Annotated in this window: 27 protein-coding genes; 13 read left to right on the top strand and 14 right to left on the bottom strand. The window is 61.1% G+C overall.

What is annotated here, in order from left to right; translation table 11 throughout:
* Positions 1 to 70: 70 nt before the first annotated feature.
* On the top strand, positions 71 to 1,912 hold the full coding sequence (locus ATE48_RS04315; protein WP_156767876.1) for a ribonucleoside-diphosphate reductase subunit alpha: 1,842 nt from the start codon (positions 71 to 73) through the stop codon (positions 1,910 to 1,912).
* A gap of 60 nt (positions 1,913 to 1,972) precedes the next feature.
* Here the strand turns inward: ATE48_RS04315 and ATE48_RS04320 are convergent, their stop codons facing one another.
* A complete protein-coding gene (locus ATE48_RS04320) occupies positions 1,973 to 2,788 on the bottom strand; it encodes a hypothetical protein (protein ID WP_156767592.1) in 816 nt (271 codons plus the stop codon).
* Between the two features lie 275 nt (positions 2,789 to 3,063).
* On the opposite strand from ATE48_RS04320, the gene ATE48_RS19650 reads away from it, so the two are divergent.
* Entirely contained in the window at positions 3,064 to 3,234 is a 171-nt protein-coding gene (locus tag ATE48_RS19650; protein WP_156767593.1) for a hypothetical protein, read from the top strand.
* 156 nt (positions 3,235 to 3,390) lie between these two features.
* Here the strand turns inward: ATE48_RS19650 and ATE48_RS04325 are convergent, their stop codons facing one another.
* Positions 3,391 to 4,524: an FAD-dependent oxidoreductase gene (locus ATE48_RS04325; protein WP_066768150.1), complete on the bottom strand. Its 1,134-nt coding sequence runs from the start codon at positions 4,522 to 4,524 to the stop codon at positions 3,391 to 3,393.
* 96 nt (positions 4,525 to 4,620) lie between these two features.
* On the opposite strand from ATE48_RS04325, the gene ATE48_RS04330 reads away from it, so the two are divergent.
* Positions 4,621 to 5,535: a cation diffusion facilitator family transporter gene (locus ATE48_RS04330; protein ID WP_228126783.1), complete on the top strand. Its 915-nt coding sequence runs from the start codon at positions 4,621 to 4,623 to the stop codon at positions 5,533 to 5,535.
* Here the strand turns inward: ATE48_RS04330 and nudC are convergent.
* Complete coding sequence (gene nudC / locus ATE48_RS04335; RefSeq protein WP_066768153.1) at positions 5,532 to 6,440, bottom strand: NAD(+) diphosphatase; 909 nt, start codon at positions 6,438 to 6,440, stop codon at positions 5,532 to 5,534. The two genes, ATE48_RS04330 and nudC, sit on opposite strands and share 4 nt — an antisense overlap.
* Positions 6,441 to 6,450: 10 nt before the next feature.
* Entirely contained in the window at positions 6,451 to 7,224 is a 774-nt protein-coding gene (locus ATE48_RS04340) for a class I SAM-dependent methyltransferase (protein ID WP_066768154.1), read from the bottom strand.
* Positions 7,225 to 7,333: 109 nt separating this feature from the next.
* On the opposite strand from ATE48_RS04340, the gene arfB reads away from it, so the two are divergent.
* Positions 7,334 to 7,756: an alternative ribosome rescue aminoacyl-tRNA hydrolase ArfB gene (gene arfB / locus ATE48_RS04345; RefSeq protein WP_066768156.1), complete on the top strand. Its 423-nt coding sequence runs from the start codon at positions 7,334 to 7,336 to the stop codon at positions 7,754 to 7,756.
* Positions 7,757 to 7,764: 8 nt separating this feature from the next.
* On the opposite strand, the gene ATE48_RS04350 is transcribed toward arfB, so the two are convergent.
* Positions 7,765 to 8,550 (bottom strand): class I SAM-dependent methyltransferase, encoded by a 786-nt coding sequence (locus tag ATE48_RS04350; protein ID WP_066768158.1) that lies wholly within the window; start codon positions 8,548 to 8,550, stop codon positions 7,765 to 7,767.
* A gap of 71 nt (positions 8,551 to 8,621) precedes the next feature.
* Positions 8,622 to 9,944: a DNA recombination protein RmuC gene (locus tag ATE48_RS04355; RefSeq protein WP_066768160.1), complete on the bottom strand. Its 1,323-nt coding sequence runs from the start codon at positions 9,942 to 9,944 to the stop codon at positions 8,622 to 8,624.
* Positions 9,945 to 10,045: 101 nt separating this feature from the next.
* Between ATE48_RS04355 and ATE48_RS04360 the strand changes: the two genes are divergently transcribed.
* Genes ATE48_RS04360 through ATE48_RS04370 form a run of 3 tightly spaced genes read left to right on the top strand, consistent with a single transcriptional unit; the run spans position 10,046 to position 11,236 of the window.
* A complete protein-coding gene (locus ATE48_RS04360) occupies positions 10,046 to 10,246 on the top strand; it encodes a twin transmembrane helix small protein (protein ID WP_066768162.1) in 201 nt (66 codons plus the stop codon).
* On the top strand, positions 10,239 to 10,808 hold the full coding sequence (locus tag ATE48_RS04365; protein WP_066768164.1) for a cob(I)yrinic acid a,c-diamide adenosyltransferase: 570 nt from the start codon (positions 10,239 to 10,241) through the stop codon (positions 10,806 to 10,808). Before ATE48_RS04360 ends, ATE48_RS04365 begins: the two co-directional genes overlap by 8 nt.
* Positions 10,808 to 11,236 (top strand): VOC family protein, encoded by a 429-nt coding sequence (locus ATE48_RS04370; protein ID WP_066768165.1) that lies wholly within the window; start codon positions 10,808 to 10,810, stop codon positions 11,234 to 11,236. Before ATE48_RS04365 ends, ATE48_RS04370 begins: the two co-directional genes overlap by 1 nt.
* Before the next feature lie 50 nt (positions 11,237 to 11,286).
* On the opposite strand, the gene ATE48_RS04375 is transcribed toward ATE48_RS04370, so the two are convergent.
* Together ATE48_RS04375 and phbB are read right to left on the bottom strand one after the other, a co-directional pair.
* Positions 11,287 to 11,463 carry a CsbD family protein gene (locus tag ATE48_RS04375; RefSeq protein WP_066768167.1) on the bottom strand — a complete coding sequence of 59 codons (177 nt, stop codon included), beginning with the start codon at positions 11,461 to 11,463 and terminating at the stop codon, positions 11,287 to 11,289.
* 56 nt (positions 11,464 to 11,519) lie between these two features.
* On the bottom strand, positions 11,520 to 12,242 hold the full coding sequence (phbB, locus tag ATE48_RS04380) for an acetoacetyl-CoA reductase (protein ID WP_066768170.1): 723 nt from the start codon (positions 12,240 to 12,242) through the stop codon (positions 11,520 to 11,522).
* Between the two features lie 123 nt (positions 12,243 to 12,365).
* Between phbB and ATE48_RS04385 the strand changes: the two genes are divergently transcribed.
* From ATE48_RS04385 to ATE48_RS04395, 3 genes are all read left to right on the top strand, one after another.
* Positions 12,366 to 12,779, top strand: coding sequence for a helix-turn-helix transcriptional regulator (locus ATE48_RS04385; RefSeq protein WP_066768172.1), 414 nt, complete (start codon positions 12,366 to 12,368; stop codon positions 12,777 to 12,779).
* 109 nt (positions 12,780 to 12,888) lie between these two features.
* Positions 12,889 to 13,428, top strand: a complete 540-nt coding sequence (locus tag ATE48_RS04390) for a DUF4199 domain-containing protein (RefSeq protein ID WP_066768177.1) — start codon at positions 12,889 to 12,891, stop codon at positions 13,426 to 13,428.
* 100 nt (positions 13,429 to 13,528) lie between these two features.
* Positions 13,529 to 13,921 carry a hypothetical protein gene (locus ATE48_RS04395; protein WP_066768179.1) on the top strand — a complete coding sequence of 131 codons (393 nt, stop codon included), beginning with the start codon at positions 13,529 to 13,531 and terminating at the stop codon, positions 13,919 to 13,921.
* A gap of 327 nt (positions 13,922 to 14,248) precedes the next feature.
* On the opposite strand, the gene ATE48_RS04405 is transcribed toward ATE48_RS04395, so the two are convergent.
* Positions 14,249 to 15,421, bottom strand: a complete 1,173-nt coding sequence (locus ATE48_RS04405; protein ID WP_066768184.1) for an acetyl-CoA C-acetyltransferase — start codon at positions 15,419 to 15,421, stop codon at positions 14,249 to 14,251.
* A gap of 243 nt (positions 15,422 to 15,664) precedes the next feature.
* Here ATE48_RS04405 and phaR point away from each other — a divergent pair, with 243 nt between their 5' ends.
* A complete protein-coding gene (gene phaR / locus ATE48_RS04410) occupies positions 15,665 to 16,303 on the top strand; it encodes a polyhydroxyalkanoate synthesis repressor PhaR (protein WP_066768186.1) in 639 nt (212 codons plus the stop codon).
* 82 nt (positions 16,304 to 16,385) lie between these two features.
* The gene (locus ATE48_RS04415; protein ID WP_228126784.1) at positions 16,386 to 16,583 is read left to right on the top strand and encodes a hypothetical protein; all 198 of its coding nucleotides are present in this window, start codon (positions 16,386 to 16,388) and stop codon (positions 16,581 to 16,583) included.
* 10 nt (positions 16,584 to 16,593) lie between these two features.
* Here the strand turns inward: ATE48_RS04415 and ATE48_RS04420 are convergent, their stop codons facing one another.
* Complete coding sequence (locus tag ATE48_RS04420; RefSeq protein WP_066768190.1) at positions 16,594 to 17,409, bottom strand: class I SAM-dependent methyltransferase; 816 nt, start codon at positions 17,407 to 17,409, stop codon at positions 16,594 to 16,596.
* Positions 17,410 to 17,479: 70 nt separating this feature from the next.
* Entirely contained in the window at positions 17,480 to 18,904 is a 1,425-nt protein-coding gene (locus ATE48_RS04425; RefSeq protein WP_066768192.1) for an amidase, read from the bottom strand.
* Between the two features lie 70 nt (positions 18,905 to 18,974).
* On the opposite strand from ATE48_RS04425, the gene ATE48_RS04430 reads away from it, so the two are divergent.
* Entirely contained in the window at positions 18,975 to 19,208 is a 234-nt protein-coding gene (locus tag ATE48_RS04430; protein WP_066768198.1) for a hypothetical protein, read from the top strand.
* A 2-nt stretch (positions 19,209 to 19,210) separates the two neighbouring features.
* Here the strand turns inward: ATE48_RS04430 and ATE48_RS04435 are convergent, their stop codons facing one another.
* From ATE48_RS04435 to ATE48_RS04445, 3 genes are all read right to left on the bottom strand, one after another.
* Positions 19,211 to 19,546, bottom strand: a complete 336-nt coding sequence (locus ATE48_RS04435) for a helix-turn-helix domain-containing protein (RefSeq protein ID WP_066768201.1) — start codon at positions 19,544 to 19,546, stop codon at positions 19,211 to 19,213.
* 202 nt (positions 19,547 to 19,748) lie between these two features.
* Entirely contained in the window at positions 19,749 to 20,282 is a 534-nt protein-coding gene (locus ATE48_RS04440; protein WP_228126785.1) for a hypothetical protein, read from the bottom strand.
* Entirely contained in the window at positions 20,279 to 21,010 is a 732-nt protein-coding gene (locus tag ATE48_RS04445) for a glycosyltransferase family 2 protein (protein ID WP_228126786.1), read from the bottom strand. The genes ATE48_RS04440 and ATE48_RS04445 overlap by 4 nt, the downstream gene beginning before the upstream one ends.
* Positions 21,011 to 21,071 lie beyond the last annotated feature (61 nt).

A 21,071-nucleotide genomic window follows, 5' to 3' on the forward strand; every position in this document is an offset into this window, starting at 1 on the left:
GAGTTAACACAGACCTAAATTCGGGGGCGCGAACATGCAGGCACGGGCGGAAAAAGCGGGGGTTCACCGCATGGGCGAGATCCATCGCGGCAAACCCAAACCCCTGCGCCCGCTCAAGGTCGTCGAGAAGGTCGTTACGGATCCGAGCCGCGATGCGCTACTGACGGAGTTCGGCAAGACGACGCTCACCGATCGCTATCTGCTTCCCGGCGAGTCCTATCAGGACATGTTCGCGCGCGTTGCAACGGCGTTCGCCGATGACATCGGCCACGCGCAACGCATCTACGATTACATCTCGAAGCTCTGGTTCATGCCGGCGACGCCGGTGCTCTCGAACGGCGGCGCCGAGCGCGGCCTGCCGATCTCGTGCTTCTTGAATGCTGTCGGTGACTCACTCGACGGCATCATGGACACCTGGAACGAGAACGTGTGGCTCGCCTCCAACGGCGGCGGCATCGGCACTTATTGGGGCGGCGTTCGTTCCATCGGCGAAAAGGTCGGTCAGAACGGTCAGACGTCCGGCATCATTCCGTTCATTCGCGTGATGGACTCGCTGACGCTCGCAATCAGCCAAGGTTCGCTGCGCCGCGGTTCAGCTGCGGTTTACTTGGACATCCACCACCCAGAAATCGAGGAATTCCTCGAAATCCGGAAGCCGGCTGGCGACTTCAACCGCAAGAGCTTGAACCTGCACCACGGGCTCAACCTCACCGACGAATTCATGATCGCTGTGCGTGACGATCTTCCGTTCGCGCTGCGCTCACCAAAGAACCAAGAGCCACTGAAGCACGTGAATGCGCGCAAGCTCTGGCAGAAGATCCTCGAACTGCGCCTGCAAACGGGCGAGCCCTACATCGTCTTCTCGGACACCGTGAACAAATCGATGCCGGCGCACCAGAAGAAGCTGGGCCTCAAGGTTCGCCAATCGAACTTGTGCTCGGAAATCATGCTGCACACCGGCATGGATCATAACGGCCGCGAGCGCACCGCCGTCTGCTGCCTCTCATCCCTGAACGCGGAGACGTTCTTGGAGTGGGAGAAGGAAGAAGGCTTCATGGAAGATATCTTCCGTTTCCTGGACAACGTGCTGCAAGACTTCATCGAGCGGGCGCCCCCGGAAATGGAACGCGCGGTCTATGCTGCTATGCGCGAACGCTCGGTCGGCTTGGGCCTCATGGGCTTCCACTCCTTCCTGCAGCGCCAAGGCGTGTCGATGGAATCGGCAATGGCGAAGGTCTGGAACAACAAGATCTTCCGTCACATCCGCCGCGGCGCAGACGCATCTTCGGTGAAGCTCGCTCAAGAACGCGGCGCTTGCCCGGATGCGGCCGAGAACAACGTCATGGCGCGCTTCTCGCACAAGCTCGCGATTGCACCGACGGCGTCGATCTCGATCATTTGCGGCGGCACCTCGGCCGGCATCGAACCGATCCCGGCAAACATCTACACCCACAAGACGCTCTCGGGATCATTCGCGGTGAAGAACCCCTATCTTGAGCAATTGCTCGAAGAGAAGGGAAAGAACACGGAAGCTGTCTGGTCCTCGATCCTGAAGAACGAAGGCTCGGTCCAGCATCTCGATTGCTTGAGCGAGGACGAAAAGAACATCTTCAAGACAGCATTCGAAATCGATCAACGCTGGATCGTGGAACTCGCCGCCGATCGCACGCCGCTGATCTGCCAAGCGCAGTCGCTGAACATCTTCATCCCGGGTGATGTCGATAAGTGGGATCTCCACATGCTTCACTGGATGGCGTGGGAGCGCGGCGTGAAGAGCCTCTACTACTGCCGCTCGAAGTCAGTGCAGCGCGCGGGCTTTGCCGGCGACGAAGGCAAAGCCGAAGGCGCAATCGAAGCGCCGACGATGCCAGCTGAAAAGACCGATTACGAAGAATGCTTGGCGTGCCAATAGCGCGCTGATCTGGTTGGACAGGAATAACTGGGCGCTGAGAGCAATCTCAGCGCCCTTCTCTTATGGCTGGTAGCTGGCCTGACGCACGGCACGCGCTGACGGCGGCTCGAAACCGGCATGCCCGACCTGCACTGGCGGCTCAAAGAGGCGCTCCTGGTCAATGGGCGCCGCATCTTCCAAGCCGATCGCTTCAACCGAGGCGTGGGTAAGGCTTACGCCGCCCGTATCGACAACATGAACCTTAGGCTGAGGCGCGGTTGTGAAGCTTTGCGCCGCCGTGATCAAAAGCGATCCAGCCGTCAGCGTCACCACGGCGAATACCAAAGCCGCGTGTGCGCGTTTATCACACGTGCGGCGTAGCCTGCGAAAGTCACGGCGCGGCGAAGGCGCGCCAAACTTGGTCTGAATGACTTCATCTTGAACGGGTTTCAGCGGCCCTGCTGGCGCCGGCAGCGCCAACATCTGAAGCGGAGCATCAGCGAACTCGGCGTCATCGTGGATTGGCCGTGAAGGCAGCGCGATCACGCGCGGACGCGCTGGCGCGGTCACGTCGGCCGCAACCTCGAACAGTCTCTCAAGACCGATTGCGCCAATTCCATCCCAAGCTGAGAGATCTACGGCGGGGGCGCGCGCGACATCTTCGCCGCGCGGCAAAGCCGCCAAGCTGGCAACGACCGCGCCGCCGCGTTCCAGCGCCCGCTCGGCAGCTTCCTGGAACGCTTCTGAACGCGCCGCGGCGCGCGACCAAACAATAACGCACAGCGCTGCGCTGCTCGCGTTTCCGCTAATTTGATAGCCGGCCTCATCAAAGGCCTCTGCCAGCGCTTCTAGGTCGCTCGCGTCCTCACGGACGAACACAAAAGCCACGCCCACCATGACGCGCCCCACTTTTTTGCCAGCCAAACTGGTCGGGATAAGAATGCAGGTCGCGGCATCAGCTGCGCCTACGCGACAATAACCGGGAAGGCGAAATTCAGTTCCGTCCCGCGCCAGGAGATTTTTCTCAAAGCGCACAAGCGGCGCGCAAATCGCCGCCATCCCCCTGCTGCGCGCAGCTTTCTGGGCGACCGGTATCACTCGAACACCGAGATCTGATTTTCACATTCATCCCTAACTCAAGAACGCGGTGCGCATCTTTGCGTTGGGGAGACATGATGAAGCTGGCCGCCTCCGCAATCGCCACAGCCTTCTCGCTGGTGATGCTTGGCGGCTCCGCTGTCGCAACGATGCGCAGCGAAGAAGCCCAACCACAAATCACGCGCATCGAGCAGACGGCGCCGCATGAGCGCATGCGCTTCGCGCCAATGCGCCATTCAATATGAACACCTTTCTCTCGACCGGCAGCCAGCGGCCATGGAATGCGAGCACGCCAACTGGGTGGCGCAGCGTTGGGGTGTACGGGTGATGCAGAAGACTGGCGCTGGACTCGTCGAGCCCATTGCAGCTGCTGAAGGCCGACGCGTGCTTTTTATGCTGCTCTAGGGTCGCATCGCATCAAAGACCGCCTTGTGACGCGCAATGATGCGGGCGATGCGCTCTGGGTCAGGCTCAAGCGACCACTCACCATGCTCGAAGGTCCCACCAAGCACGATGCCGTCGCGCCGCCCGAACATGTACCCGTCATTCCCGATCGTGTTGTAATTCACTTCAGGCTGCGGAAGCAGGATCGCCAGCTGTCCACGCACCGGCTCAAGCTCGGTGTCTCCGAACAAGCGCCCGGCGCCGAGGCCGGTGCAGTTGAAGACAGTTTGCTCCGGCAATGCGCGCACCTGCGCGACGTCGGCAAATTCGCGAACGACGATCTCCCCGCCAGCCTGCCGCACATCAAGCTCCATGCGTCGCAGGTAGAGCGGCGTTTCGATCATCATCGTATCGAACTGCCGCACGAACGGACGCGGGAAGTTGTGCTCATCGAAAGCCAAATCACGCTGGTTCACCACTAGGCGATGCATGAGTTCATCTTCGCCTGCGGGGTAATCGGTGATTGGCGTGTTGGAGAGATTGTAGTTCGTCTCCCACGCAACGCCGTAATTGTCGCCGACGAGGGACTGGTAACGGCGGAACGCAAAGCTGGCGGCGGCAAAGTGCTGCTCAAGAAACGCGGGCGTCACGTGGTCAGAACGGAACACCGAAGCCGGCCACCATTGCGCGCCAGCGACGTTCGACGTGGTGTTGGGCGGCAAATCCTTCGCATAAATGCGCACGCGCGCGCCGCGCTCTTGCAACAAGCGCGCGGTCGCCAACCCCACAGCTCCGCATCCCAGCACGGCGACATCCGGCTTCGAGGCGTCGTAGCCGAGATCCACCGCAAGCTTGGCCGTACCCCAAGACAGAGTTATGCCGCCGCCGCCGTGCCCGTAATTATGCACGAGCACTTTGTCCCCTAGCGCCTCGCGCTCGACGCGAAAACCGCTCGGCCGAAATGGACGCAAACCAACATCGATCCGGATCACCCGCTCGGGCGACGCCATCACAGGCGCCAGACGCACGGGACCCGTTCCAGGTGCAATCCGCAGATCGCGCATCAACCCGCCGCCGAGGCCGCGCGCCGTCGCGCACGAAGACGCCATGCCGGCGGCGCCAATCGCCAACAATGTTCGTCGTGAATGCATGATGTTATCTTATCCCCTCAGGCATCATGAGAATGCAGGCAGCGGCGGTGTCAATGCCGCCTTGCTGCTCGAGCGATTCCGCGCCAAATGGCGAGCATGCACGGGCACCACGGACACGCGCACGATCACAGCCACGATCACGCTCATCACCACCCGGCGCCCTCCGGAAAACGTTATACCATCGCAATTGCGCTGAATTTGGGCTTTGTCCTGATCGAGGCGACGGCGGGGGTCGTCGCGAATTCCACGGCGCTGCTTTCCGATGCAACGCACAACCTCTCAGATGTGCTTGGGCTCGCACTGGCGGGCGGCGCAGCGTGGCTCGCGAAGCAGCGATCGGGAGAGCAAAGAACCTACGGCTACTCCAAAGCCACCGTGCTCGCGGCCTTGGCGAACGCGCTCGTACTCATGGTCGCGTGCGGCGGGTTGCTCTGGGAAGCTTCGACGCGGCTTTTCGCGCCCGAACCGACGCAACCGCTTTTCATCATGGCCGTCGCTGCGGCCGGTGTCATCATCAACGGCGCGACGGCGATGCTGTTTATGGCCGGGCGCAAAGAGGATGTGAACGTGCGCGGGGCGTACATGCACATGCTCGCCGACGCGGGGGTTTCGGCCGCCGTCATCGTAGCTGGCGCGCTGATCTATTTCACGGACCTCAATTGGATCGATCCGGCGATTTCCGTTGCGGTGGTGCTGTTGATCTTATGGGGCACGTGGGGTTTGTTGCGAGAATCGCTCGATCTGTCGCTCGACGCCGCACCGGCTCACATCGATGTCGCAAAGGTGCGCGCCTATCTCGCGGCGCAACCAGGGGTCACCGCCGTCCACGATCTTCACGTCTGGGCGATGGGGGCCACGAAACCTGCGCTGACGGCTCATCTCGTGCGTCCGGAGGGAAGCGACGATGCGTTCCTCGCCCAAGTATCCGACGGCATCACACACACGTTCGGAATTTCGCACGTGACGCTACAAGTCGAACGCGCGCAGCGCGACGACTGCGAGCATTGCTAGCGTTCAGACCACGTTTTGAGGAGTTGGTGCGCAATCGCGAATGACGGCGGCGCCCAACACTCTGGATGCTTGGCCGCGATCAGCAGCTTCGCCTCCTCGCGGGTGAACCAGCGCCCGCTTTCGAGTTCGGTGGTGTCGACGGTTTCCTTATCGTCTTCGACCTCGCACAGGACGCCGATCATCAACGAGTGCGGGAACGGCCAAGGCTGCGTGGAGTGCATCTCCACTTCCTTCACCTTGAGACCGGCCTCTTCCAAGGTTTCGCGCGCCACCGCCTCTTCGATCGCTTCGCCAGGCTCGATAAAGCCCGCGAGCGCTGAGTGCATGCCGCGAGGCCAGGGCTTCTGACGGCCAAGGAAGCACTTGTCGCCGAATGTCGGCACCATGATGCACACAGGGTCGACGCGCGGATAATGTTCGGCGGCGCAGGCGTCGCATTTGCGCACCCAGCCACCTTCAACGACACGCGATGGCGTGCCGCAATTGGCGCAGAAGCGATTGCGGCCATGCCATTCGAACAAGGCGCGCGCCGTGCCGACGATGGGGAGTTTGTCATATTCCAGGCGCGGCGCTGCTGGACGCAGTTCTTCGAAAAAGCCGAGATCACCAAGCTCAGCGGGATCGCCGATTTCACAAGCGAAGTTCGGATCGCCGTTCTTATCAATGCCCAAAAAGATCAGCGGCAAATTCTTGTCCGCGTACAACTCGTAGACGTGTGTCGCGAGCCAACGCAGAAAGAGCTTGCCGCCGCTTTCATAGAGATATGGCCGTCCCTTGTTGAACGGCAGCAGGAGCGCCTGATCGTCCGCAAGCGCCTTCTTCAGCCACGCCTCGTCCTTGCGGTTGAGACTGGCGCGATCGAGCGGCGAGCGCGTGAACGCGTTCGGATTGTGTGGAAGCAGCAAGAGATGCGCCTTAATTGGCCGGCTTCACAAGACGCAGCGCGAATTGGTCGGTGTGGCCGCGAATGTCGCTTTCGAACACACGCTCCGTGCGGTTGTCGGCAGGGTTACGCAGGACATCGGTTTCTTCTTGCAGCACGAAACCTGCAGCCGTGAGTTCGCGAATGACTTGTCCACGATCGATGCGGTGCAGAGATTCTGTGACGCCAACCGGGCTGCCGTCGACCGCCGCGTGATCGATGATCACCAGGACGCCGCCGGGCTTCAATGCCGCGAACATCTGCCGGTTCAGCGCCGGCACGTCGATGTTGAGCTGAGGCAGGAAGAAGTCGTGATAGATTTGCGAAATGAAGATCGCATCGAGCGGCTCATCGATCGTCCAGCCCTGATAGCCGGCGGTGAGGTGCGTGATGTTAGTGTAGGCCGGCGCCACTGCCGCCATCGGGCGCGGACGCTCCGCAGTGCCCGGGCGATCAACGGCGTAAACACGGCCGGCGTCACCGGCGGCGACAGCGAACAGACGCGAGTAATAACCACCGCCCGGGCCGATATCGGCGACGCGCCAACCGGGCTGCACGCCGGAGAACGCCAGGATCTCAGCCGGATGACGCAGGGCATCGCGGATGGTGTCCGCTTCGGGACGGCGCGGATCCGTGACGGCGGCAACGATTTGGGGCGAGGTCGCGGTTGGGAGCGCGGGCGCAGCCATCATCAGGCCAGGCACAGCGCCACCGGCGCAAGCGCCGATGAAGAGCGCAACTCCAAGTCCAGCCAGCAATTTCCGCATGTCGTTCTCCCAGATCTGGCGGGCGGTTTAGCCCAGTCTGGGCGTCTTTGTCTCCCGCTTCGCGGTGAAGTGAACGATTGGAAACCGCTTGGCGTTACACTGGGCGGCCATGATTCCCGTGACGCCCTCCCTCGCACTCGACGAGCGCGACCTTGAAGAACGCTTCATCCGCGCCTCCGGGCCGGGCGGACAGAACGTCAACAAGGTATCGACCGCCGTCGAACTGCGCTTCAACATGAACGGCTTCACTGAGATGCCAGAGGACGTGCGTGCGCGTCTGGAGCGGTTGGCTGGACGGCGCCTCACGCTCGATGGCGAGATCGTTATCCGCGCCGACGAACATCGCACACAAGATCGCAACCGCGCCGAAGCGCAAGCGCGCCTCGTTGCACTCATTGGGCAAGCGACGCACAGGCCGAAAGCTCGCAAGGCGACGAAGGTCTCGAAGGCGCAGAAGTTAAAGCGCCTCGAAGGCAAGGCAAAGCGCGGCAGCGTTAAAGCCAACCGCGCTCGCCCCCGCCACGACGATTGAGTTGACGCTTATTCCGGCTTGCGGAAGCGCATCATGAATTGATCGGTGTGTCCGCGGATCGCCGGATCGAACACGCCAGCGGTGTGCGGATCGGCGCCATTACGCAGCACATCGCTTTCGCCGTCAAAGACAAAGCCCGCTGCTTCAACTTCCGCACGTACGACAGCCGGATCGATGCGGTGCAACGCCGTTTCCGCGTCGGTCTCGATCGCCGCGCCGGCGTTGGCGGCGTGGTCGATGATCACGTAGACGCCGCCGGGGCGCAGTGCCGCGAATGCGGTGGCGTTCATCCGGGCGCGATCACCGAGATTGTAAGCAACGAGCGGCATGTCATGATAGTTCTGTGCCGTGAACACGACGTCGAGCGGCTCAGGATACGCCAGCGCGTCGTAGGGCGTGCGCGCCATCACCGCGTTCGGATATTGCGCCGCCACCTCAAGAACCGGCGTTTCGTACTCACCAGCCACGCCATCAGGGCGGATGGTTGGAAAGAGCCGCCCCTGCTCACCAACGGCGACAGCAAACAAGCGCGTAAAATAGCCACCGCCTGGGAAAATCTCGCCGACCTTGTCACCCTCCTCGATGCCAGCAAAGGCCAGCGTCTCAGCCGGATGACGCGCCGCATCGCGCTCAACATCGGTGGCGGGGCGCCGCGCATCGGCGACGGCAGCTACGATATTCGCCGCATCCGGCGACACCGCGACTTGCGCCGGAGGTGGGGTTTCTTGCGGCGCAGGCGGCGTGCAGGCGCCAAGCGCAAGCGCCGCCGCGGCGGCAAAAAATAGATGTTTCATCGAGCGTCTCCCTCTGCTGGGCCTTTAGCGCGACGGAAGGTTCGCTTCATCCAGAACGCGACGAGTGGCGTTTAACGCGCGCGCTTTGCCGATTGCGGCGGCGGCATGAGCTCAAGTTGCTCCGGCGGCGCAAGCGCACGAGGGGCGCTCTCGATTTGCGGCGCCGCTGCAATCTCGATCCCGGCATCGCCGGCGCCGAGTTCCTTGAACTTGCGCGCTTGCGGCAACACGCGGCTTTCAACCGAACCCACGAGCTCGTTGTAGCTCTTCACCGATTTTTCGATGCTGTCGCCGACCTTGGTCATCTTATCGACCATGATCGCCATGCGCGCGTGCATTTCGCGACCGAGTTCGGCGATCTTCTGCGTGTTCTTGGCGCTATCTTCCTGACGCCAGCCATAAGCAATCGACTTCGCGAGCGCGACCATAGTCGTCGGCGTTGTGAGGATCACCTTCTGCGCAAACGCATCGTCGAAGAGATTCGGATCGCGCTCCGCGGCGGCCGCCAGGAAATTCTCGCCCGGCACAAACAACACCACGAACTCAGCGGTGTCCGGCACGTGCTTTTGATATTCCTTGGATGAGAGATTTTTCACGTGGGCCTTGAGTTCGGCCAAGTGCTTCTTCAAGTGCAGTTCGCGCGCGGCCTCGTCGGTCGCTTCAACGGCATCGAGATAACCCGAGAGCGCCACCTTCGAATCCACAACGATGCAGCGGCCGCCCGGCAGATTAATCACCACGTCCGGCCGCAAACGCGCACCTTCGCCGTCCGTGGTTGAGAATTGCTCCTTGAAATCGACATGCGCCGACAAGCCGGAAAGCTCGAGCACGTTGCGCAACGTCTGCTCACCCCAGCGCCCACGCATCTTGGGCGAGGCGCGCAGCGCCGTGAGCAGGTTTTGGGTCGTCTTGTTGGTTGAACCGACAGCGTCGACGATCTGGCGAACCTGTTCGCCCATTGCCGATTTATCCTGGATGCGCGCCTTATCGAGCGCGTCGACAGTGGCGGCGAGCTTGGTCAATTGCTCCTGCGCTGGCGCGAGCACTTCCTTCACCCCGCCCTGAGCGGCTTGCTTGTGTTTTTCAAAGGTCTCGTTGGCGAGCGACATGAATGTCGCCTGTGACGCCTCCAGCGCTTTTGAAGCCAACGCCAAGAAGCGCGCCTCCTCCGACTCTGAGCGCTCGCTCTTGGAGGCCAGCGCCGCCGCCAATTCGGCTGTCAGCCGCGTGTTCTCCTCGCGGAGCACTTTCAACTCGGCCAGGGCGCGGTCTCGCTCAGCCTTTATGAGCTCGGCGCCGCCGGCCAGGGCTTGGGCCTGCATCGCCCGCCACGCAAAAAAGGCGGCCGCGCCAATAGCGGCCAGCGCCAGCAAAAGAGGAAGTGATTCGATCATTTCGGAAGCCTAGCAGTCCGCCGGCCCCGACCACATGCCCTGCCAATATAGGCTTGATTTGGCGCATGGCGGAACCCCGGGTGCGGGCGTAGGCTTTGGGGATGGATCTGTTTGCTTATCTCATCCCCATCGGCCTGGCGGTCGTGTTCCTGACGCTTCTGTTCGGGATTTATACGCTGTTCCGCGGCGGCGATTTCAGCCGCTCCTGGTCGAACAAGGCCATGCGCTTCCGGGTTCTGGCGCAGTTCGTGGTGATCTTGCTCTTGGTTGGCGCGCTGTGGTGGAAACAGAGCCATGGTTAGGCTCGACAAGATCGTCACCAAGGCAGGTGACGGCGGCAAAACGCGTTTGGCTACCGGCGAGCAAGTTTCAAAGGCCAGTGCCCGCGTTGAGGCGTACGGAGCCGTTGACGAGGCCAATTCGGCCATCGGTGTCGCCCGCTTGCACACGACTGCGGACCCAATCCTCGATCCGATTTTGGAACGACTACAAAACGATCTCTTCGACCTCGGCGCCGATCTCGCGACGCCAGACTCGCCGGAGCTGAAGTTTGAGCCGCTCCGCATTCAGGAGAGCCAGGTTCTGCGGCTTGAGGCGGAAATCGATAAGCTCAACGAAAAACTCTCGCCGCTGGCATCATTCATTTTGCCCGGCGGTTCGCCAGCGGCGGCCCATCTGCACCTAGCGCGCGCGATCGCACGGCGCGCCGAACGCGCCGTTGTCGCGCTCGCGGACGCTGAGCCAATTTCAGCTGAAGCCGTGAAGTTCGCGAACCGGCTTTCGGACTTGTTGTTCGTAGCGGCGCGCTACGCCAACGATGAAGGCAAAGCCGATCTGCTTTGGACGCCCGGCGCAAACCGCTAATGCGCGGCGCCATCCATCACATCGACCTCACAGTCAAAGATGCGGACGCCTCGCGCCCCTTCTATGAAAGCGTGCTGGGCTTCATGGGCTATCGTTTGTCGGGCTTCATTTCCGATCTCAATGACGCACCGCCCAACGGCTATGATTTCGATCTCCAAGACGGCGATGCGTTTTGCTCGATCGGCATTTTAAGCTCGCGTGGCGAGAATGCAGAACGCGAGCACGATCGCTACAGCCCAGGCCTCCACCACATCGCCTGGAACGCCTCAAGCCGCGCCGATGTCGACGCCATGTACGCGCATCTGTTGAGCATCGGCGCGACCATACTCGATCCACCGGCGGCCTATCCGAAATACGGCCCGACCTACTACGCGGTGTTCTTTGCTGATCCCGACGGCCTGAAGCTCGAATACGTGCACAAGCCGTGACGCAAACAGCCCGCGCTTTCGCGCGGGCCGCCAATGGGTATGGACCAAACTTAGTTCGGCTTCTTCATCGCGTCCTTGGCATCGCCAAGAGCTTCGCGGGCTTGGCCCTTCGCCGTGTCGATCTTGCCTTTGGCTTCGAGCGATGCATCGCCCGTTGCTTTGCCGACGCCTTCCTTCACAGCGCCGGAGACTTTGTCAGCGGCGCCTTTGACGTGTTCATTGTCCATGAATTCTATCTCCTTGGAATGGAGACAGAACGCAGAACAAGCGTCATCGTTCCAGATCAGGTGATGTATTGCGCACCGTTCATGGTGAGCGTCGAGCCGGTCATGAAACCCGATCCGTCGGACGCGAGGAACGACACTGTGCTGGCAATTTCTTCGGCTTTGCCGAGGCGGCCAACGGGAATTGTCGCGATGATTTTCTTCAGCACGTCTTCGGGAACCGCAGCGACCATGTCGGTATCGATGTAGCCCGGGCAAACGCAATTCACGGTGATACCCTTGCTGGCGCCTTCCTGCGCGAGCGCTTTCGTGAACCCAATCATGCCGGCTTTCGCGGCAGAATAGTTCACCTGACCAGCCTGACCCTTTTGGCCGTTGATCGAGCTTATGTTGATGATGCGACCCCAGCCACGCGTGCGCATCCCTTCGATGACCTGACGGGTCATGTTAAAGCAAGAATCCATGTTCACGCGGATCACTTCAGACCATTGCTCATGGCTCATCTTATGGAAGAAGCCGTCACGCGTGATGCCGGCATTGTTCACCAGCACATCGATCGGGCCGAGTTGTTCCTCGACCGCCTTCGCCGCCTTCACACAATCGTCGAAGTTTCCGACGTTGCCCTTCACGACCATGATGCCGAGTTCTTTGGCGGCGGCATCGGCAGCGGCGTCGTTGCCGGAATAGCCTGCGGCGACCTTCATCCCGTCCGCCTTGAGACGCGCTGAAATGGCCTTGCCGATCCCTCGGGTGCCACCGGTTACAAAAGCCACGCGCGTCATGAAGTCCTCCCAGTTTCGTCTGATGCGAAATCTCTGAGGTCACATTGCGCGACTTGTTGGCCCTGTCCATACGCGCGAGGCCGCTTTCGATGGGGGGAGCGGGTTTGCTACAAGCCGTGGCGAATGAAGCGCGTTGTCATCCTCTACGCCCTGGGCCTGGCCGCCGGCGCCTTCCTGCTGCAATGGCTCCAGTACAATTATCTCGTCCGCGCCTTCCCGAGCGAAATCTATATTGGCCTCATCGCCGCCGCCTTCGCCGGACTGGGCGTCTGGGCTGGCATGCGGCTGGCGCGACGGCCGAACCCCGCGACATTTGAAAAGAACACTGCAGCTATAGCTTCGCTTGGAATCACGCCCCGTGAGCAAGAGGTGCTGGCGCTGCTGGCGGCCGGCAAATCCAACAAGGAGATCGCGTCCAAGCTCGGCGTCTCGCCCAATACGGTGAAGACGCAAATCGCCAGCCTTTATCAAAAGCTCGAAGTGCAGCGCCGCACCCAAGCCGTGCAAAAGGCGCGCGAACTGGCGCTTATCCCCTGACTTGCCCCGCCAAACGGCCGATCTGGACGATTTGGTCCTTTCGGGTGATGGAATTTGCCGCCGTAACGCGGGCTAGCTGCGCCCATCACGCAGCAAAGGAGCTCGTTTCATGTTCGTAATCGCACTCAGGTACGGCGCCATCTCCGGCGCGATCGTCATCGCCGTCATCATCACAGGCATGTTCTACGCCGAGGGTCAGGGCCACGGACACGCCACCTCCTCTGTGTGGTTCGGCTACCTCGTCATGATCCTGGCGCTGTCGACGATCTTCTTGGCCATCCGCGAGTACCGGAACAAAAGCCTCGGCGGCGTGATCAAATTCTTCCCCGCATTCGGCGTCGGCCTGCTCGTCGCCGCGATTGCAGGCATGGTGTACGTCGCCGCCTGGGAAACCTTTCTCCAGGTGAGCCACTACCCGTTCATGGAGAACTACACCGCCGCGATGGTCCAAGCGCAGCGAGACGCGGGCGTCAGTGGCGCTGAACTCGACGCGTTCATCGCGGAGATGGACAAGGCCAAAGCTGCCTACGCCAACCCGCTCTATCGCCTGCCGATGACGTTTATCGAAATTTTCCCAGTCGGCGTCCTGATCGCGCTCATATCCGCAGCGATACTGCGCAATCCCAAAGTGCTGCCAGCGCGGGGCTAATTCGGGAGAACGGCGCAGCTACTGGCGGCGCCGTTCGCCTTTCACTTGAGCTGCGAGCGCCTCGCCTCTCGGCCTCCATTGCAAGTGGGGGAGCGAGGCAATGTTAGTTGGCGTCTTTGTGCCCAGGGCCACCATTGTGGGGCAACGCACGATCGGTAAGGGCGCGGCGCTTCTGGCGATTCTGATCGTGGTCGGGATGATCCACGCGTTTCTTGTTGCGGTTTTTTCGGCCATAGCAGCGGCGCTGGTGACTATCGGTTTGCTTGTCGCCTCCACCGCCTTGGGCTGGAACGCCAATTTCAAACCGCGATCGTTGTTCAACGTGCAGGCCAACGCATTCATGGCAATGACGGTCGTGACGTGGCTCTTGGACTTGCTACTGCACTCGTATTTCTCGGCGCCAACGATGATCGTCGCACTCGATCAACACTCGATCAACAAAGGTGCGATCCCTATTGCGCCGGATATTCCGGAAATACCTCAAACGCTTTGATCCAACCAATATCGGATTATTACCACTATGCAGTCGCCGCCGCGCCCAGCGGCGGATAGTTGCGTTACCTGCTGCAGAATATCCCTGGTCTATTTGCATTCGCTTGGGTGCTAGGCAGCGGTGAGCCCGACGCGTTCCAAGATCGGATTGCAGCGAATATCGATCTGCCCAAATCCGGGGGCCGCTTCGCCGCTAGCGCCAGCGCACATCTCGCGCACAATAAACTGAAACGGCTGGCGATCGTCAGCGTGATCAGCGCCGGCGCCGCGCTCGCAGTGGCGCTCCCCATTTCGTCCAGATAATGCTCGGCCTGCGCACCCTGGCGCACTAGCGCTCCACGCAGACCGCAATGCCCATGCCGCCGCCGATGCAGAGTGTGGCGAGGCCTTTGCTCTTGCCGCGGCGTTGCAGCTCGTGAAGCAGTGTTGTCAGCACGCGCGCGCCGGAGGCGCCGATTGGGTGGCCGATCGCGATCGCGCCGCCATTGACGTTCACGATGTCCGGATCCCAGCCCATATCCTTATTCACAGCGCAGGCTTGCGCGGCGAAGGCCTCGTTGGCCTCAACCAGATCGAGATCGCCGACTTTCCAGCCTGCCTTTTCCAATGCCGCTTTCGAAGACGGGATCGGGCCGACGCCCATGATCGTCGGGTCCACGCCGCGCGACGCCCACGACGCTATGCGCGCCATCGGCGTCAGACCGCGCTTCGCGGCTTCCGCGGCCGTCATAAGCACAAGCGCCGCCGCGCCATCGTTCAAACCGGACGCATTGGCTGCCGTAACCGTGCCGTCCTTCTTGAAGGCTGCACGCAACTTTGCGGCGCCTTCAACGCTGGCGTCGTGTTTGATGTACTCGTCGGCCTCGATGATCGTATCGCCTTTGCGGCCCGCGACAGTCACGGCGACGATCTCTTCCTTGAACTTGCCGGCCTTCTGCGCCGCGCTCGCCTTCTGTTGGCTGAACGTTGCGAACTGATCTTGTTGCTCGCGCGTGATCTGCCACTTCTCGGCAACGTTCTCGGCGGTGATGCCCATGTGATAATGATTGAAGACGTCGGTCAGACCGTCCTTGATCATCGTGTCGCTGAATGAAAGATCGCCCATCTTCTGGCCTGCGCGAAGATGCGCGGCGTGCGGCGAGAGCGACATGTTCTCCTGACCGCCCGCAACAACGACTGTCGCGTCGCCGGCCTTCAGTTGTTGGTAGCCCACCACGACAGCGCGCAGGCCTGAACCACACACTTGGTTGAGCGACCAAGCCGGGCTCTCATCCGCCACCCCCGCCGCGCGCGACGCTTGCCGCGCCGGATTCATGCCCTGATTGGCGGTGAGCACCTGCCCGAGCACCACTTCCGACACGTCTTTAGGATCGACTTTTGCGCGCTGCAGCGCTGCGCCAATGGCAACCTTTCCAAGCTCGTGCGCGGGCACTGCAGCAAAAGCGCCGTTGAACGATCCAACAGCTGTGCGGGCGGCGGAAACGATGACGATGTCGGTCATGGGCTGCAGGCTCCTGGAGCGCGAAGGCATTGGACAGAAACGAAGTCTTAGTCCCTCCTATCGCACATGCAGCGCGCGAAATCCAAGCCGCGCTACCGCCTCCGGCAGGCGAATTCAGCGTCTTTGTCTTGCATTGCGGCGAAGGAAGCGAGAACTTGCAAACCAAAGCTCGCGTTCGCGGGCGCCAAAAATCAAAGGCGTTAGCGCTTGTGCGCGGACCGCCAAACCAAGAGGGACACGCACGTGGCGGATTCAAGTGGCCCGGCAGCGGGGCAAGCCGGTGGCGCTGAGGCTCAACAAGGCGAGCCGATCGTCATCAAGAAGTACGCCAACCGGCGCCTCTACAACACCGGCGAGAGCAAGTACGTCACGCTCGACGACCTCTCCGAGATGGTTCGCGCGAACACCGATTTTATCGTGCTCGACGCCAAGAGTGGCGAAGACATCACCCGCTCAGTGTTGACCCAGATCATCTTCGAACAAGAGAGCAAAGGTCAGAGCATGTTGCCGGTGCAGTTCCTGCGCCGCCTCATTCGCTTCTACGGCGACCAGATGCAGGGCTTCCTTCCCCCCTATCTCGAGATGAGCATGGAAAGCTTCTCGAAGGCGCAAGAGCAGATGCGCGAGAACATGTCGCGCACGTTTGGCGCCGCAACGCCGATGGCCGCGTTCGAAGAGCAAACGCAACGTAACATGGCGCTGTTTCAGCAGGCCATGAAGGTCTGGGCGCCGTTCGCCGCCGGTTCCGTGCCCGGAATGCCGGGCATGACGCCGCCAAAGGCAAATGCGGCCGACGAGGAAGACAAGGACGAGCAACTCGCTGAACTGCGCCGCCAGATGGAAGCGATGCAAAAGCAGCTCGACCTGATGGCAAAGCGCTAATCGCAACCAACAGCGTGGGTCATTCGAACAAGATTGGGTTCAGGTTGGCGGCTTTGCCGACATCTCACACCAGATAGTGCGCGTGCAGCAGATTGTGCCTGACTGGCGTCACTTCGCCGAAGGCGCAATCTATGGCAATCCGATGATCGCGGACATTCAAGCCAGCAAAATCGTGAAGGCTGACGACATGGTCGATGCTATGGTCTCTGAGCTCGAAAGGCAGCTCGGCTCAGCGTCGGCAAGACTGCCGCTTGAAGCGACAGTCTACACAGCGCGCTGAGCCTGCTGCGTTAGCGCCGCGACACGGTAACGCGAAGGAACGTCGCCGGAATACTAGCGGCGTCCGTGCGACCGCTCTTGTTCTGCGCTTCAAACAACGCCTCAAGTTCGGCGCACAGATCATCGGCTTTGCCGTTCTTCTCTGCGGCTTCAAACGCATTCATCGTCGGTCCGTAGAAGGTGCGGAACTCATTGACGAACGCCTTTGGCGGGCCGGCGAAATTGAATATGTAGGTCTGGCGTTCGCATTTAATGTCTTCGGGCAAAACACCCGCTGCGCCAAACCGCTCCGTGACGTTCGCGTCTAGCCCCCACGTCACGGGACTGACGAAGCCTTCCGGCGGCGGCGGCGTGTATGCAGCACTGATCTTCAAAATCTGCGCCACCAACGTCGGATCGCCGGGGATCCAATTGCCCATCACGATGCGCCCACCGGGCTTTGTAACGCGCACCATTTCCTTGGCGACATCGAAGGGCTTTGGCGCAAACATCGCGCCGAAAATCGAAACCAGCAGATCGAATGATTTGTCGGAAATGCCTTCCAAGTTGCAGGCGTCGCCTTCTTGGAAGCGGAGATTGGAAAGCCCCGCCGCCTTGGCGCGCGCATTGCCCGCTGCGACGAGATTGGCGGCGATATCGACGCCAAGCACGTCAGCGCCGCGCCGCGCCGATGGCAAAGCCGTGGTGCCGTCGCCACAGCCTAGATCAAGCACTTTCATCCCGGGTTTGACGCCGAGACTTTCAATAAGCTCATCGCCGCTTTCACGCATGGTCGCAGCCAGACGGGTGAAGTCGCCTTTTTCCCAGAGCGCCTTATTCGGATTCATGTCGCACCTCTCTCGTGACCGACTTTCAGCACTTACGAACCCTGGCTGGCGTGCCCCGCGTCACAAGGCATCAATTCCAGATCGGCGGCTTACGTTGCCCCCAAGGCATTTCCTTCTCGAGTTGCCCAGCGAGCCTGAACAGCGTCGCCTCATCGGCGTAGCGCGCGGTGAACATCATACCAATCGGCAAGCCGCTTGCGCTGTGATGCAGCGGTAGCGACATCGAGGGTTGGCCGGTCATGTTGAACGGCGGCGTGAAGCCGAAAGTTTGCGCCTGACGGCGATCGAACTCTTTGAGATCATCCATCAACGTATCGAGGAAATCGACGCGCGGCACATTTGTACCGAGTACTGGCGTCAGCCAAACATCCCAGGTCTCGAACTTCTGCAGAATTTGCCGGTTCATGATGCGCAATTGCTGCCAACCCCAGCCAGCATCCTGCGCCGTAAGCTTCTTGCCGGCCTCGTAACCACGGCGCGCCAAGCCTTCGAGTTCATCATCGCCCGGCTCGCGGCCTTTTACTTCAATCCACCGTTTGATGCTCGCCGAGAAGTTCGCGGCGGAGACAAAGCCCTGTGCGCGATAGAGCTGGCGATAGTCGATGCCTAGTCCTTCTTCGTGCACGTCGTGACCTAAGCCGCCTAAAGTCTCGGCGGTTTGCTCCAAGGCTGCGCGGATTTCTGGATCAATCGGCTTGCCGCTCGGCGTCTCGCTCGAAAACGCGATCTTGAGTTTGCCAGGCGCGCGCGTGACCTCTTCAAGATACGGGCGCTCTTTGGCGGGATATGCGAACGGGCTCGCCGGCTCTGGATACCCGGTCGCATCCAACATCGCGGCGCTGTCGCGCACGCTGCGCGAGACGACGTGATCGACGCTAAATCCGATCGCTCGATCGGTGTCGTGCTGACCGTTCGGATTGCGGTCGCGCGTAACCTTAAGCCCAACCAGACCGCAGCAGGCCGCCGGAATGCGAATGGAGCCCAAGCCGTCACTGGCGTGCGCCAAAGGCACAATCCCCGCGGCGACGGCGGACGCGGCCCCGCCTGAGGAGCCACCAGAAATGTGATCCGGATTCCAGGGATTGCGGCAGGGGCCGAGCAACGCCGAGGTCGTCACGCCGGGAATGCCAAACTCCGGCGTGTTGGTTTTACCCGCCAGCACAACGCCCGACGCGCGGTAGCGTTTTGTGAGTTCACTATCTTCGGTGTCAGCCGCAACTTGCGCGAACCGGCTGGCGCTGGTGCGCGGCCAGTTCTTAACGCGGACGCCGAGATCCTTGATCAGAAACGGCACGCCCTTGAATGGCCCGTCCGGCAATGCGCCTGCCGCAATGGCGCGCGCCTCATCGTAGGCGGTGTGAACGACGGCGTTGAGTTTGGGATTGTGACGCTCGATCCGCTCAATCGCGGCCTCAAGAAGCTCGCCAGGCGTGACGTCCCGGTTGCGAACGAGTTCAGCCAGTCCGAGCCCATCATAATCCGCAAAGTCCCGCATCCGCGCCTCCATCTTGGCTAACGCTAGCGGTTAATTTCGGTTTGGCACGTGAAATGCAGAATTCGCGAGCATGAGCGCCACCCGCCCCGCGCCCGCCCTGGACGCCGACTTCGAAGAAGTCGGTGATCAACGGCGGACGGAACGCCGCGCCCGCGATCGCAGAGCGCCGCGCATGACGCTCGACCCCATGTTTGCCGCCACGCTTGTCAACCAAATCGCTCGTCGCGAAGAAGCGCCCGCATCTGGTTACGGCAGCCCATGGCGCGGCCCGCGCACCGGCATCATCGTAAACGTGCGCGCTTAACTCTAGCCGACAGCTTTTTTCTTCGACGCTTCAAACTCGGCGAGCCAGGTATCGATCGCGTCTAGCCGCGCCTCAATACTCTGGATCCGATCGCCAGTGTCGGCGCCCGGCGCTGACTCACGCACAGCGACGCCGCTGCGGATCGTTACTTCAAGCAGATCGGTCTCGAGCACGCGCGCGAACTCAGCGAGCTCTTCGGCTGACGGCGAACGCTCATTGCTGAAGATGCGATGCAATTCACCACGCTCGATGCCGGTCGCCACCGCCAGCCCGATGCGGTCCGTGCCGCGCGCAGCCAAGCGTTGATCGAACCAGTCCGCATCGAAGAAAAGCGCCATTCGTCACCCAAGCTCAAGCGAACCATAGCCCGGCGCCGAACCTGCAGGTGGGCGTCGAGCTATGAGCGCATTCATCATCCCCCGATTCGGCCGTTGGCTCGACTTCACCATCGCTTTGGCCTTGGGAATGTGGTGCCTGTGAACGAAATAAAAGGCGGCGAGGTATCCCCCGCCGCCTCTCGTTAAATGACACTTTGCTGAATTAGTGCTGACCCGCGAACTCCACGTCGCGGCGGGCCGAGATAATCGTAACCACAACGCCGGCCAGGACATCCAGCAGCGCCATAACCAGGATCACGAAGAACGTGCTGGTCGCGAATGCCGGATGCAGCAGAAATTCGACCAGGCAGATGATGAACACCAGCATCGACAGTGCGTGATTGAAAATCGCCGCGGTGCCGGTCGAGGTTGATTTCAAAAGCTCGATGAACAGCAAGATTAGCGCGAGCAATACGAGCACGTCGCCGAAGGCGATCGTCCATTCCGCACCAGAAGCCATCGGCATGCGGATCCACGCATCCTGCAAATGCTGACGAACCATCGCGCCGTCGCCATTATTGGCCGCCGTCGCGCCGAATGCCCAGATGTTGTACGTCAAGACCGGGATCAGGATCAGCGGAAAGACGTTGAAAATGGCCCCCATGGGACTCCCCTGCTGTTGCGTGCGAGACCGACGCCCCCGCGTCGCCGCTGTTTGTAAAGCTAGTCGTTCACCCGGGTCGACGCGATCGTTCATAATTCGTCCGCTCCCCCTGGCAAACGCGCCCGGCTTCTCAGCCACATAACGCCCCAGAGGTCCGTCATGTTCGCGGCCAATCTGCCGAGATTCGTGTATTTCGAGCTACCGACGCTCCGTTGTCGATGATTAACCTCCAAAAACTCGACTGCATAGCCTTCACGCAGCATCAGTGCGGCCATGAAACGGTGCATGTGATCGAAGTACGGGAGGCGCAAAAAAGCTTCGCGTTTGAATACTTTGACACCTGAACCGCTATCGATTGCATTGTCCTTGAGGGCGGCGCGGCGGATCGAATTGGCGATCTGAGACGCAGTTCGCTTGCTCCAATTGTCCTGCCGCTTGAGGCGGTTTCCTGCTACCATCCCCAAATCCGACGGCGCTTGGGGGCGCGTGAGCTTGGCCAGAAGTTTTGGCAAATCGGCAGGATCGTTTTGGCCATCGCCATCCAGAGTGCCCACAACCGGCGCACGCGCCGCAATGACACCGGTGCGTACGGCTCGGCTTTGGCCAGCGTTGCTGCGATGGCCAAGCAAGCGCAGCGCGGGCAATTCCGCTTTAAGCGCAGCAAGCTCAGCACGTGTGCCGTCACGGCTGGCGTCATCCACGAAAATCATTTCGTAGCTGCGTCCATCGAGGACTGCCGCGATCTCGCGCGCGAGGTTTGCGGCGTTACCCTCCTCGTTCATCACGGGAACGACCACGCTAAATTCGATACTCTCGGCCAAAAGGCGTCCCCGGCGCTTGAAAAGGCGGGGTCTCTTAGCCGCTCCTGGGCCATGAGGCGAG

It is taken from the genome of Candidatus Viadribacter manganicus (genome assembly GCF_001679665.1).
Classification (GTDB): Bacteria; Pseudomonadota; Alphaproteobacteria; order Caulobacterales; family Aquidulcibacteraceae; genus Vitreimonas; species Vitreimonas manganica.

Coding starts and splice junctions, on each gene's coding strand:
- ATE48_RS04350 (WP_066768158.1), bottom strand. CDS start 8,550: ATGAAACATCTATTTTTTGCCGCCGCGGCGGCGCTTGCGCTTGGCGCC.
- ATE48_RS04430 (WP_066768198.1), top strand. CDS start 18,975: ATGAGCGCCACCCGCCCCGCGCCCGCCCTGGACGCCGACTTCGAAGAA.
- ATE48_RS19650 (WP_156767593.1), top strand. CDS start 3,064: ATGATGAAGCTGGCCGCCTCCGCAATCGCCACAGCCTTCTCGCTGGTG.
- ATE48_RS04425 (WP_066768192.1), bottom strand. CDS start 18,904: ATGCGGGACTTTGCGGATTATGATGGGCTCGGACTGGCTGAACTCGTT.
- ATE48_RS04435 (WP_066768201.1), bottom strand. CDS start 19,546: ATGGCGCTTTTCTTCGATGCGGACTGGTTCGATCAACGCTTGGCTGCG.
- ATE48_RS04365 (WP_066768164.1), top strand. CDS start 10,239: ATGGTTAGGCTCGACAAGATCGTCACCAAGGCAGGTGACGGCGGCAAA.
- ATE48_RS04360 (WP_066768162.1), top strand. CDS start 10,046: ATGGATCTGTTTGCTTATCTCATCCCCATCGGCCTGGCGGTCGTGTTC.
- ATE48_RS04370 (WP_066768165.1), top strand. CDS start 10,808: ATGCGCGGCGCCATCCATCACATCGACCTCACAGTCAAAGATGCGGAC.
- ATE48_RS04330 (WP_228126783.1), top strand. CDS start 4,621: ATGCACGGGCACCACGGACACGCGCACGATCACAGCCACGATCACGCT.
- ATE48_RS04375 (WP_066768167.1), bottom strand. CDS start 11,463: ATGGACAATGAACACGTCAAAGGCGCCGCTGACAAAGTCTCCGGCGCT.
- phbB (WP_066768170.1), bottom strand. CDS start 12,242: ATGACGCGCGTGGCTTTTGTAACCGGTGGCACCCGAGGGATCGGCAAG.
- ATE48_RS04325 (WP_066768150.1), bottom strand. CDS start 4,524: ATGCATTCACGACGAACATTGTTGGCGATTGGCGCCGCCGGCATGGCG.
- ATE48_RS04340 (WP_066768154.1), bottom strand. CDS start 7,224: ATGCGGAAATTGCTGGCTGGACTTGGAGTTGCGCTCTTCATCGGCGCT.
- ATE48_RS04385 (WP_066768172.1), top strand. CDS start 12,366: ATGAAGCGCGTTGTCATCCTCTACGCCCTGGGCCTGGCCGCCGGCGCC.
- ATE48_RS04420 (WP_066768190.1), bottom strand. CDS start 17,409: ATGAATCCGAATAAGGCGCTCTGGGAAAAAGGCGACTTCACCCGTCTG.
- ATE48_RS04355 (WP_066768160.1), bottom strand. CDS start 9,944: ATGATCGAATCACTTCCTCTTTTGCTGGCGCTGGCCGCTATTGGCGCG.
- ATE48_RS04440 (WP_228126785.1), bottom strand. CDS start 20,282: ATGAACGATCGCGTCGACCCGGGTGAACGACTAGCTTTACAAACAGCG.
- ATE48_RS04315 (WP_156767876.1), top strand. CDS start 71: ATGGGCGAGATCCATCGCGGCAAACCCAAACCCCTGCGCCCGCTCAAG.
- ATE48_RS04390 (WP_066768177.1), top strand. CDS start 12,889: ATGTTCGTAATCGCACTCAGGTACGGCGCCATCTCCGGCGCGATCGTC.
- ATE48_RS04320 (WP_156767592.1), bottom strand. CDS start 2,788: ATGGTGGGCGTGGCTTTTGTGTTCGTCCGTGAGGACGCGAGCGACCTA.
- ATE48_RS04405 (WP_066768184.1), bottom strand. CDS start 15,421: ATGACCGACATCGTCATCGTTTCCGCCGCCCGCACAGCTGTTGGATCG.
- ATE48_RS04395 (WP_066768179.1), top strand. CDS start 13,529: ATGTTAGTTGGCGTCTTTGTGCCCAGGGCCACCATTGTGGGGCAACGC.
- arfB (WP_066768156.1), top strand. CDS start 7,334: ATGATTCCCGTGACGCCCTCCCTCGCACTCGACGAGCGCGACCTTGAA.